Origin of the sequence: Vibrio sinaloensis DSM 21326, from assembly GCF_000189275.1 — a bacterium.
In the GTDB taxonomy this organism is placed as follows: Bacteria; Pseudomonadota; Gammaproteobacteria; order Enterobacterales; family Vibrionaceae; genus Vibrio; species Vibrio sinaloensis.
In genome coordinates, this window is record NZ_AEVT01000048.1 from 1 (window position 1) to 12,330 (window position 12,330).

Consider the following 12,330-nt stretch of genomic DNA (forward strand, 5'->3'; position numbering starts at 1 on the left):
CTTGAATTGACTGTGCTGAGTCTTACGACTCGTTGGTCACTTCGTTTCATTGAAACCTAATTTGATACCGAAGTATCGAATTGGATTATCATCAACGAGTGCCCACACAGATTGATAGGTTTATATTGTTAAAGAGCTTTCCTATTGAGCTTCGCTCAAATCGGACGGCCATTTTAGCGAGATAAAGTTTAGTGTCAACCACTTTTTTCAAACTTTTTTCAAGCGTTTCCACTTGGCTAATTGACCTTGCTAACTTCGTTCTCGTTTCTATTGAAGCGTTCCCGTGTCAGCGAGGTGGCATTATAGGGAGCAGATTCTTCTTGGCAACCCCTTTTTATCATTTTTTCCGTTTTTTTTATTGTTCGGTTAATTATTAGGCCAGAACCGCTAAAAACATACCTTATCGTTACAAATCCACAAACTTTTTACTAAATAAGGCCACTTTTTCCCAGTTTGTGTATTCCACTTCCTTGGTTGTATCTGTCTCACCGCCGGTCATGGTCATGATGAGTTTAATCATCATTTTATCGAACAGGCCATAACGTGGGTAATAGAGAGCACCAGCAAAAACGCCAATCAGTTTTGGTTGCCAAGGCGACTTTTTCAAAAATGTACGGATATAAGCGCTGCCCTCAGGTGTATCTTTACCTTGTTCTTCTTTACGAGCAGTAAGGTTTACACAGAAGAACGCCACTTTGTGTTGTTGCAATTGACTAAGGTTCTTTTCAATAAACTGATATAGTTTCTTATTAAGGTGACCATAACGGATGGACGCCCCAATCAATACTCTTTCGTATTGACCGAAGTCGATCTCCTCTACATCGTGTAGATCTAACAGCTCGCATTCGAAGTCTGCGAGTTGCTCTTCTATATAATGAAGAATTTTCTTTGTTTGCCCTTCGCGAGAAGAGTATAAAAATAGTGCTTTAGCCAAAATTTTCCCTTAACTACGCCAAAACGTAGGCGTTAGTAGTATAAGAAGAGTAAACACCTCTAAGCGACCAAACAACATGGATACAATCAAGACCCATTTTGCTTTGTCGTTGATATCACCAAAATGAAGTGCAACTTCACCCAGTCCTGGGCCTAAGTTATTCAACGTTGCGGCGACTGCAGAAAATGCACTGAGCTCATCAATACCAGTTGCGATCAGCGCCAGCATACAAACGACAAAAACCAACGCATAAGCGGAGAAAAATCCCCATACTGCATCAACAACACGCTGCGACAAGGCTGTCCCACCAACTTTGATGGTATAAACCGCGCGCGGGTGCACAAGACGTTTAAGCTCCCTAACACCTTGTAAAGTGAGCAACAAAATTCGGATCACTTTCATTCCTCCACCTGTCGAACCAGCACAGCCTCCTATAAATGAAGAGAACAGTAATAGAACCGGCAAGAACAACGGCCAATCGGAGAAACCTGTAGTAGTAAAACCCGCAGTAGTTGAAATGGACACAGTTTGGAACAGCGCCTGATCAAATGCGTCGTAAACAGAGTCGTACGAGTGATGGTTAAGTAGAATGAGAAAACAGACTAAGAACAATAAAGCTTGAATGAATAAAAAGGCGCGAAATTCAGGGTCTTTCCAATAATACTTGGGGTGCACTCCACCAGAAGCGAAAGCGGCAAAGTGCAAAGAGTAATTACACGCAGAAATAAGTAGAAAGACCACGGTAATCATATTGATGGCGTAGCTATCAAAATATCCCATGCTGGCATCATGGGTAGAAAACCCACCAATAGCTATTGTTGAGAAACTGTGACTTATTGCATCGAAGGGCGTCATTCCCGCTAGCCAAAATGCACCTGCACAAGCCAATGTTAGGCTTAAGTAGATGTACCAAAGCGCTTTAGCGGTTTCTGCAATTCGCGGAGTCATTTTGGAATCTTTTACCGGACCCGGTATTTCTGCACGATAAAGCTGCATACCACCGATACCGAGTACCGGAAGAATCGCTACAGCAAGAACGATGATCCCCATTCCACCAAACCACTGCAGAAATTGGCGATAGAAAAGTATCGCTTTAGGTAAATCATCCAGGCCAACGATCACCGTAGCCCCTGTTGTTGTTAAAGCAGAAAAAGACTCAAAGAATGCATCTGTTACCGAAATATTGGGGTTATCAGATAAAAGGAAGGGAATAGAGCCAGCACTGCCCAATACCGTCCAAAACAGGACCACTATCAGGAAACCATCGCGGGCTTTCAACTCATGTTTAAAACGGCGATTGGGGAACCAACATACGGCACCACAAAAGAGCAAGACGAAAAAAGTAGTTACGAACGCAACACCAGCACCATCACGATAGATCAACGCGACTAAAGCTGGAGCGAGCATGGAGACACTAAAAAGTGCGAGCAATAGCCCGACGATGCGAATAATTGAACGAAATTGCATGTGTTGATTAACGAACGAAGCTTTGCTTCTAACTTCCTAGTTTTTATTGTCCCTTAAGGGGAGTTACTTGTGCTTTTGCACCACTCTTATTGATCACACTCTGAGTGAATTCAGCGACCTGAAGACGCTCAATTTCAATCACAATTCGCACTTGGTCGCTATACTCAGCACTCACCTCTGTTGCCGAATATTGGCTCATGAGTGATTGGACCATAGGCATGAACCCATAGTCTAACTCTAGTTGCAATTGTGTGGTTATTTTTTTCTCAATTGTTTGAAGCAACTTTAATGCTTGTTGCACACCGCCGCCATATGCTTTCACTAACCCGCCAGTACCAAGCTTGATACCACCAGAATAGCGTGTGACAACCGCGGTGATCTCTCCAACTCCCGAGCCCGATAACTGCGCTAGTATCGGTTTGCCCGCTGTCCCTGAAGGTTCTCCATCATCACTAAAGCCCCATTTCATTGAATCATCAGGGCGGCCTGCCACAAAGCCCCAACAGTTATGTCTCGCATCAGCGTGCTTGGCTTTTACCATCTCGACAAAGTCTTTGGCAGCAGCGACATCGGGAGTGTGAGCTAAATAGGTAATAAAGACACTCTTTTTTATCTCTTCTTCAAACTGACAGGAAGTGAAAGGAATCAAGTAGGGTTGGTCATTCATAGTGATATCAGGATTTTGCTGTTGATTTGAGTCTACCATGACAAACAATTATTCGTCGCCTAGGATCTGTCCAAGCGCACAATGTTAAACACTTGTTTAAAAAATGTATTGAATTTAACCAAGGACCGATCCACACTAAAACCACTGGTCAAACCAGATTAAAAATATAACAACTTTCCTGGTTGTCTAAAGCGCTTTTTTACCGCTATAGATAAACACACAATCCAAGATTGTATGTCATGGAGATAGACAATGATTTACCAAGCCGAAACCCTACAGGTAAAGGAAGTACAAGATGGTATAGCAGAGCTTAGTTTCTGCTCTCCAAAATCCGTAAACAAGCTCGACTTAGCCACACTAGAGTCTCTCGATAAAGCCCTTGATGCACTAACAGGTTATCAAGGACTAAAAGGCTTAATGCTCACCTCAGATAAAGATGCATTTATTGTTGGCGCGGATATCACCGAATTCTTAGGTCTTTTTGCTAAGACAGATGCTGAGCTCGATCAGTGGCTGCAGTTTGCTAACAGCATCTTTAACAAGCTAGAAGACTTACCCGTTCCGACTATATCGGTACTAAAAGGCCACACGTTAGGTGGTGGTTGCGAGTGTGTACTTGCCACTGACATGCGCATTGGTGACAAGACCACCAGCATCGGTCTTCCAGAAACGAAACTGGGCATCATGCCGGGCTTTGGAGGCTGTGTACGTCTACCGCGTGTTATCGGTGCCGACAGCGCAATGGAAGTGATCACTCAAGGAAAAGCGTGTCGTGCGGATGAAGCATTAAAGATTGGTCTTCTAGATGCCGTTGTTGATAGCGACGCACTTTATGACTCTGCACTACAAACACTGACATCGGCAATCAACGAGAAGTTGGACTGGCAAGCTCGTCGTAAACCAAAGACATCACCACTTACGCTAAGTAAGCTCGAATCAATGATGAGCTTCACCATGGCGAAGGGTCTAGTGGCTCAGAAAGCGGGTCCTCACTATCCAGCTCCAATGACTGCCGTTATTACGATTGAAGAAGGCGCTCGCTTTGCTCGAAACGAAGCTCTCGACATTGAACGTAAGCGCTTCGTAAAACTGGCTAAGTCTGAAGAAGCAAAATCACTGGTTGGTTTGTTCCTTAACGACCAATACATTAAAGGGCTTGCTAAAAAATCAGCTAAGTCAGCGAGTAAAGACACGCAGCGTGCAGCCGTGCTTGGTGCAGGTATCATGGGCGGCGGTATCGCTTACCAATCTGCATTAAAAGGCGTGCCGGTGTTAATGAAAGACATCGCGCAACCTTCACTCGATTTAGGCATGACTGAAGCATCTAAGCTGCTGAATAAACGCTTATCTCGTGGTCGTATTGATGGCTTTAAGATGGCTGGTATTTTAGCGTCTATCACACCGAGCCTACATTACGCAGGCATCGAAGAATCAGACGTGATTGTTGAAGCCGTAGTAGAAAACCCGAAAGTAAAAGCAGCAGTTTTGAGTGAAGTCGAATCGCATGTCGGTGAAGACACGGTTATCACCTCAAACACCTCGACGATTCCAATCAATCTATTAGCGAAATCGCTAAAACGTCCAGAAAACTTCTGTGGCATGCACTTCTTCAACCCAGTGCACCGCATGCCTCTTGTTGAGATCATCCGTGGTGAACATACCTCTGATGAAACCATCAATCGCGTTGTTGCGTACGCAGCGAAAATGGGCAAATCACCCATTGTCGTTAATGACTGCCCTGGGTTTTTTGTAAACCGCGTATTGTTCCCATACTTTGGTGGCTTCAGCATGCTACTTCGCGATGGTGCTGACTTTACGAAAATCGACAAAATTATGGAATGTAAGTTTGGCTGGCCGATGGGACCTGCATACTTGCTCGATGTTGTTGGTATTGATACTGCTCACCACGCACAAGCCGTTATGGCACAAGGCTTCCCAGAGCGTATGGGCAAACAAGGTCGTGACGCAATAGATGCACTGTTCGAAGCAGATAAATACGGCCAGAAGAATGGCAATGGCTTCTACAGCTACACCATTGATAGAAAAGGTAAGCCTAAGAAAACCTTCTCTGAAGAAATCTTGCCGGTACTCGCTGACGTTTGTGCCGATAAACAGGACTTTGACGAACAAACCATCATTCAACGTATGATGATTCCAATGATCAACGAGGTGGTGTTGTGTCTGCAAGAGGGTATCATCGCCACACCTCAAGAAGCGGATATGGCACTGGTTTACGGTCTTGGTTTCCCTCCATTCCGCGGCGGCGTATTCCGCTACCTAGATAGCGTAGGTATTGCTGAGTTTGTTGCAATGGCAAAACAATACTCAGAGCTTGGTGCTATGTACCAAGTACCACAGATGCTGATTGATATGGCGGCGAAAGGTGAAAGCTTTTACGGTGCACAACAGCAAGGTTCTATCTAAGGAGGGATTCTAAAATGACTAATCAAACAAGAAATGTTGTCGTAGTCGATTGTCTACGTACTCCAATGGGTCGCTCTAAAGGTGGTGCTTTCCGTCATACGCGAGCAGAAGATCTATCTGCGCGCCTGATGAAGGGCATTCTTGCTCGTAACCCACAGGTGAACCCAAGTGAGATTGAAGATATCTACTGGGGCTGTGTACAACAAACACTAGAACAAGGCTTTAACGTTGCACGTAATGCGGCGCTACTTGCTGGTCTGCCAATTGAGATTGGTGCCGTGACGGTTAACCGCTTGTGTGGTTCATCAATGCAAGCGCTTCACGACGGAACACGCGCGATCATGACTGGAGATGCAGAGATCTGCCTCATTGGTGGTGTAGAGCACATGGGTCATGTACCAATGAACCACGGTGTGGACTTTCACCCAGGTATGTCAAAAACGGTTGCTAAGGCCGCTGGCATGATGGGCTTAACCGCTGAGATGCTAGGTAAACTGCATGGCATTAGCCGTGAGCAACAAGACGAGTTTGCTGCGCGCTCTCATGCTCGTGCACATGCTGCAACCGTAGAGGGTCGTTTTAAAAACGAAATCCTACCAATTGAAGGTCATGCGGCTGACGGCACGCTGTTCACTCTGGATTACGATGAAGTGATTCGCCCTGAAACATCCGTTGAAGGTCTATCTCAACTTCGTCCTGTTTTCGACCCAGCAAACGGTACAGTAACAGCCGGTACATCATCAGCGCTGTCTGATGGTGCATCAGCGATGTTGATCATGAGCGAAGAGAAAGCCAATGAACTTGGTTTGAAGATTCGCGCACGCATTAAAGGTATGGCAATTGCCGGCTGTGATCCTTCTATCATGGGTTACGGTCCTGTACCTGCGACGCAAAAAGCGCTCAAGCGAGCTGGTCTTTCAATTGAAGACATGGATGTGGTTGAGCTAAACGAAGCATTTGCTGCGCAGTCTCTACCATGTGCTAAAGACTTGGGTCTGCTTGATGTTATGGATGAAAAGGTCAACCTTAACGGTGGTGCGATTGCATTGGGTCACCCACTTGGTTGTTCTGGCTCACGTATATCAACGACGTTAATCAACCTAATGGAAGCCAAAGACGCGAAATACGGTCTAGCAACCATGTGTATCGGTTTAGGTCAGGGTATCGCGACGGTATTTGAACGCCCATAGATTGCTCGATCGTCATAACAACAAAGCGCCAGTAAGAGCTGGCGCTTTTTGATCCCACTACCTTGCTTGCAACCAGTCTTGATATAACTGTTCACTGGATCCTAGGTAATCGACCATCCATTGGATCATTTTATGGTTTTCATCTTTGCGCCACACCAAGCAGCAATGACTCAAAGGTTTCTCTTCAGGAAGGATCTTTTCCACCAGCAGCCCTTCAGCAATTAAAGGACGTGCTATATGTCGAGGCATATAGCCGACACCCACACCATTTTTTAGACACTCGATCGCACTGTACCAGTTAGGTAGCAACAACCTTCGTTGCTTAGGGTAATGCACAGTGTGCCTCTTGGGTAATAAATTGGAGGTATCATCTAAGCAAATCGCAGGGTACTGGCTGACGTACTCTTCTTTCAGTACCTGTTGTTTGACACACGGGTGGCTGGGAGACATAACAAACGCCCAATCTAAAATGCCCATTTCACGAACTTCAAAATCGCCCCCAACAGGAATGGCCGCCGTTGCACCAATCACGATATCAGCACGACCTTGTGAAATCGCTTCCCAAGAACCATTGAACACTTCCATATTGATTTGCAGCTCTGCATAGGGAAAGGTTTGATAGAAGTCTTCAATTAAAGGTTTTAACCGCTCTAACTTAACCACATTATCCAGTGTTAGCTTGAGCGTTTTCTGCCAGCCTTGTGCAACTCGCCGAGTTTGTGCCTTAACCTCTTCCATTTGTCTCAGCATGACTCGAGCTTGTTGCAAAAACTGTACGCCTGCTGGAGTGAGCTCTACCTTTCTCGGTAAACGCTTGAACAAGATAACATCGAGTTCCTGTTCTATTTGGCGAATGCTATAGCTGATTGCAGAAGGCACTTTATGTAAGACCTCAGCAGCAGCAGTAAAACTTTCCAATCGAGCGACCGTATCGACTAGCTCAAGTGAAGATTGAGAGAAAACACCCATAAACTGACCATTCAATTTTTTTGATTCATAACTGCAAATTTTAGCGTTTTATTTTCAACAATACGAATATTAGACTGCCAAGGTTAATAAAAAGGTTGGCGCCAACACCTACATATCCGTGAATTTTTTTGAATGGAACTATAATGAACATTTCTAAACTACAACTTTTTTATTTGGCAGCGTTATCCATGTTGGGCTTTATTGCCACTGACATGTATCTACCGGCTTTCAAAGCGATGGAAATAGACTTCGCGACAGGCCCAGAGCAGATCGCCCTATCACTGACGGTTTTTTTGGTTGGTATGGCGCTTGGTCAGCTTTTATGGGGACTAGCCTCAGATAAGTTTGGCCATCGTAATACCCTGGCTGCTGGCTTGGGGTTATTTACCTTAGCTTCTTTTGGCCTCGCCTTTAGCGATCAAGTATGGCAACTACTGACATTGCGCTTCATTCAAGCGATCGGTGTGTGTGCACCCGCCGTGATCTGGCAAGCGATGGTCATAAAACGTTACTCCCATCAAAGCCAACAGATTTTCGCTACTATTATGCCGTTAGTCGCCCTGTCTCCCGCTCTCGCTCCCCAGCTTGGCGTGGTACTCGCAGATAACTTTGGCTGGCACAGTATTTTCATCGCTCTCACTATGATGGGGTTGTTATTAGTCGCAGCCACCATGACTCAAAACAAAGACAACGCAGAGCCAAAGGCAACCAGCGTCTCAAGTGATATCAAAGCGCTACTAAGTTCAAAGACCTATTTAGGCAACGTATTCATGTTTGCCACCGCGTCTGCCGCATTCTTCGCCTATTTGACGGGGATGCCAGAGATCATGGCTCAACTGGGGTATGAGGCAAAAGACATTGGCCTGAGCTTTATCCCACAAACCATTGCGTTTATGGCCGGTGGCTACTTAGGTAAAGTTGGTGTACGTAAATTTGGCGATGAGAAAGTGCTGCGCCAATTGATCGGCTTGTTTAGTGTCGCTTCTCTGCTGATTTTTATCGCGTCCCAGTGGCAACTGACCTCTATCTGGCCGATCCTAGCACCATTTTGCTTAATTGCCGTAGCAAATGGCGCTTTGTACCCTATCGTGGTCAACCGTGCATTAGCAAGTGCAAAACAGAGCCCAGCAACCGCAGCCGGATTGCAAAATAGCTTACAAATCAGTGTCAGTAGTCTATCGAGTGCTTTAGTTGCCGCACTCGCAAGCCAAGCCCAAATGGTAACGGGTATCGCTATTATGATTTGTATGACAGGTTTGTGGATGGGGTACGTACTGTCAAATCGACAGTTGGCTAAACACTTTACTACGCCAGACAATGCGCGCGTCGTGAGTGAAGAAGACTAGTTAAAGCCTCGCAATCAAATAGAGCCACTCAAGGTGGCTCTATTTGCATATAGTAAGCAGTTACAAACTCTTCAAGCCCCACTTTTCAGCGGTTTGTTTAAAGAAACCTTGGGTTTTCTTCAGCTCAACCCAATGGTTGATGTAGTTAATCCACACTTGGTCATTTTGCGGCAGTAACATAGCAATTGGGGTCGGTTTACGTGGTTGTTTTACAGGAACAATAGCTAGCTGTTTAAATTTCTCAACTAACGTCGCTGCTTCAACATTTGAGGTTACCGATACATCAGCACGTCGAGCCAGCAACTCCTGAAAATCACGTGCCGGTGCTTCAATCACTATATGTTTCGCTGAAGGGAAGAAGTCTTTCACCATTTTTTCTTGAACAGTACCAAGAGTGGCCGCCACTTTTATATCGGGCTTATCAAAGTCTGCCCAATCAGAGAATTTCGCTAAATCTTTCTTTTGCACGACTGGAACGAAAGCGAGGTAAAAGTATGGTTGACTATAACCCGCCACTTTCGCTCTCGACATATTGAGCGAAGCGCTACCAGTAATATCGTATTTGTTGGCAGTAATGCCATTGACCAGCGTTTTCCAATCGGTCGCGACGTACTCCACCTTAACCCCAAGATCTTTGGCAAGCTCAGTGGTGACATCGATATCAAAACCACGATAACTGTTGGTCGCAGGATCTTTCATCGTCATCGGATTCCAATCCCCTGTCGTACCAACCCGAAGTACACCTTGGTCCAAAATAGTCTGTAGACGACTTTCTGCGTGAGCAACTTGAGTGAGCGCAAGCAACCCCATCCCTAAAGCAAGCAATACTTTCTTCATTTCTATTCCCTTAAAAGAATGATGTTAGGAGATATTCCCTTTAATTATTAACCATTAATACAGCTTCATTGATAACATAGCAGCAACAAAGATATTTTTGTACCAATGCCGATGTTTCGTTGTCGCAAGTTTTCTATATAGAGACTCACGTAATCAACGCGATTGGTCACCGTCAGTTCAGGGAGTTCATGTGAACTATCGACATCTATACCTGTTACCTCTGCTGCTGCTTACAGGCTGCTCTGATTATCAATGGGGCTGGTATGTGCTTGATCCTTCAACAGAGCAAGGCCTAACCAATATAAAGTTTCTCCTAGCAGGATTTAACGACACCATCCAAGTGTCTCTATTGAGCATGCTATTTGCCATGACACTGGGCCTTGTGATCGCCTTGTTGGCTTTAGCCAAGTCTCCTTTTTTACAGTTACTTAATCGCATATATGTCGAGGTAATCCGCTCGATTCCTGTTTTGGTATTGCTGCTGTGGGTTTACTACGGTATGCCTACTTTGTTGGACGTCTCTCTCAATCATTTTTGGGCAGGTGTTATTGCGCTCACCGTTGCTGAAAGTGCCTTTATGGCAGAAGTGTTTCGCGGAGGAATTCAAGCGATCAGCCGGGGGCAGCATGAAGCCGCCGAATCACTTGGGCTGAACTACTGGCAAAAGATGCGATTAGTCATTTTGCCCCAGGCGTTTCGTCATATTCTACCACCACTGGGCAATCAGTTTGTTTACATACTAAAGATGAGCTCACTGGTCAGCGTGATTGGCTTAAGCGATCTGACAAGACGAGCCAATGAACTGGTCGTTAATGAGTACTTACCATTGGAGATATACACTTTCCTCGTTGTAGAGTACTTAGTGCTTATCTTGTTAGTCTCTCACGCGGTTCGTTGGCTAGAGAAACGAATTGCGATACCAAGCCACTAGGCTGATGATTTAATCCCACAAAAAAGCCGCTCTTTATGAGCGGCTTTGATCTTTTAAGTGGTCAACGAGTTACGATGAATTACTTTTGTTTAACCGGACGTTGCCAACCTGAAATTTTGCGCTCTTTAGTGCGAGTAATTACTAACTCACCTTCAGCGACATCTTTAGTCAACGTGGTACCAGCACCAATTGTCGCACCATCTGCAATCGTCACTGGCGCCACCAGCTGGCTATCTGAGCCTACGAACACATCATTACCGATCGTGGTCTTAAACTTGTTTGCACCATCGTAGTTACAAGTGATGGTACCGGCGCCAATATTTGTGCGCTGACCAATATCAGCATCACCAAGGTAAGTCAGGTGGTTGGCTTTAGAGCCTTCACCTAAACGCGCATTCTTAACTTCAACAAAGTTACCAACATGAGAGTCGTTGCGCATTTCAGCACCTGGACGTAAGCGAGTAAATGGACCAACAGTACACTCTTCACCAACAGTTGCACCTTCAATTACGCTGTACGGGCGAACCAGTGTGTTGTCATCAATTTCACAATCTTTCAAAACACAACCAGCGCCGATTGTCACGTTATCACCAAGAGTAACTTTACCTTCAATAATCACGTTAGCGTCAATTTCACAATCCATACCACATTGCAGTTCACCACGTAAATCAAATCGAGCAGGGTCACGCAACATAACGCCTTGCTCTAGCAGTTTCTGAGCTTGCATAGACTGGAATGCACGCTCAAGACGAGCCAATTGAGCTCGGTCATTCACCCCTTCCACTTCAATCGCGTTCACAGGATGAACCGCTTCTACAGCGCGACCTTCGTTGTGTGCTGCTGCAATCACGTCAGTTAAATAGTACTCACCCTGCGCGTTGTCGTTGTTTAGATTTGAAAGCCAACGACGGAGATCAGCTCCACGGGCCACCATTACACCTGTGTTGATCTCTTTAATCAGCTTCTGCTCTTCTGTGGCATCTTTCTGCTCAACGATCGCTACAACAGGGCCATTTTTACGCACAATACGGCCGTAGCCCATTGGGTTATCCATAACGACAGTAAGCAAGGCGATACCACCTTCCGGCTTAGCGTCGAGTAGACCTTCAATCGTCTCTTCGGAGATAAGAGGTACATCACCGTAAAGCACAAGAATTTTTTCGTCGTCTTCAAACTGTGGAGAGGCTTGATCAACTGCATGTCCTGTACCTAACTGCTCAGCCTGGAGAGTCCAGTTGACAGATTCATTAGCGAGTTCAGCTTGCATTTGGTCGCCGCCATGGCCATAAACCAAATGAATATTCTGCGCACCTAATCCGTTACATGTATCGATAACGTGCTTCACCATAGGTTTGCCTGCAAGCGTGTGCAAAACCTTAGGCTTATTAGAGTACATACGGGTTCCCTTACCCGCTGCGAGAATTACGGCGCTAAACTTCATTTAATGACCTATTTTGACGTTGTATAAAATTTGAGAGCTATTTTAGACACTAATTGTTAATTAGTTAATCTTGTATGGGAAAGTTTCTGACCAAAATTACGCAAAAAGGCGACCAATTTGGTCG

General features: G+C 45.3%; 10 protein-coding genes. 4 read left to right on the plus strand and 6 right to left on the minus strand.

The features are described from left to right. Window positions 1-406: 406 nt before the first annotated feature. The 3 genes from hemG to RH45_RS06825 are packed head-to-tail and all read right to left on the minus strand — an operon-like array spanning window position 407 to window position 3,068. On the minus strand, window positions 407-934 hold the full coding sequence (gene hemG / locus RH45_RS06815; protein ID WP_008075373.1) for a menaquinone-dependent protoporphyrinogen IX dehydrogenase: 528 nt from the start codon (window positions 932-934) through the stop codon (window positions 407-409). 9 nt (window positions 935-943) lie between these two features. Beyond that, complete coding sequence (locus tag RH45_RS06820) at window positions 944-2,401, minus strand: TrkH family potassium uptake protein (protein WP_008075376.1); 1,458 nt, start codon at window positions 2,399-2,401, stop codon at window positions 944-946. A 43-nt stretch (window positions 2,402-2,444) separates the two neighbouring features. Then, the gene (locus tag RH45_RS06825; RefSeq protein WP_008075378.1) at window positions 2,445-3,068 is read right to left on the minus strand and encodes a YigZ family protein; all 624 of its coding nucleotides are present in this window, start codon (window positions 3,066-3,068) and stop codon (window positions 2,445-2,447) included. A 252-nt stretch (window positions 3,069-3,320) separates the two neighbouring features. Here RH45_RS06825 and fadB point away from each other — a divergent pair, with 252 nt between their 5' ends. Beyond that, window positions 3,321-5,492, plus strand: a complete 2,172-nt coding sequence (gene fadB, locus RH45_RS06830; RefSeq protein WP_008075381.1) for a fatty acid oxidation complex subunit alpha FadB — start codon at window positions 3,321-3,323, stop codon at window positions 5,490-5,492. Between the two features lie 14 nt (window positions 5,493-5,506). Continuing rightward, the gene (fadA, locus tag RH45_RS06835; protein ID WP_005426042.1) at window positions 5,507-6,682 is read left to right on the plus strand and encodes an acetyl-CoA C-acyltransferase FadA; all 1,176 of its coding nucleotides are present in this window, start codon (window positions 5,507-5,509) and stop codon (window positions 6,680-6,682) included. Between the two features lie 57 nt (window positions 6,683-6,739). On the opposite strand, the gene punR is transcribed toward fadA, so the two are convergent. Next, a complete protein-coding gene (gene punR, locus RH45_RS06840; protein ID WP_008075393.1) occupies window positions 6,740-7,651 on the minus strand; it encodes a DNA-binding transcriptional activator PunR in 912 nt (303 codons plus the stop codon). Window positions 7,652-7,794: 143 nt separating this feature from the next. Between punR and punC the strand changes: the two genes are divergently transcribed. Then, window positions 7,795-8,997 carry a purine nucleoside transporter PunC gene (gene punC / locus RH45_RS06845; RefSeq protein WP_008075395.1) on the plus strand — a complete coding sequence of 401 codons (1,203 nt, stop codon included), beginning with the start codon at window positions 7,795-7,797 and terminating at the stop codon, window positions 8,995-8,997. A gap of 60 nt (window positions 8,998-9,057) precedes the next feature. Here the strand turns inward: punC and RH45_RS06850 are convergent, their stop codons facing one another. Continuing rightward, complete coding sequence (locus RH45_RS06850) at window positions 9,058-9,834, minus strand: transporter substrate-binding domain-containing protein (protein WP_008075397.1); 777 nt, start codon at window positions 9,832-9,834, stop codon at window positions 9,058-9,060. Window positions 9,835-10,024: 190 nt separating this feature from the next. Between RH45_RS06850 and RH45_RS06855 the strand changes: the two genes are divergently transcribed. Further along, window positions 10,025-10,765: an amino acid ABC transporter permease gene (locus tag RH45_RS06855; protein WP_008075399.1), complete on the plus strand. Its 741-nt coding sequence runs from the start codon at window positions 10,025-10,027 to the stop codon at window positions 10,763-10,765. Between the two features lie 79 nt (window positions 10,766-10,844). Here the strand turns inward: RH45_RS06855 and glmU are convergent, their stop codons facing one another. After that, window positions 10,845-12,206 (minus strand): bifunctional UDP-N-acetylglucosamine diphosphorylase/glucosamine-1-phosphate N-acetyltransferase GlmU, encoded by a 1,362-nt coding sequence (gene glmU / locus RH45_RS06860; RefSeq protein ID WP_008075402.1) that lies wholly within the window; start codon window positions 12,204-12,206, stop codon window positions 10,845-10,847. Window positions 12,207-12,330: the final 124 nt, after the last annotated feature.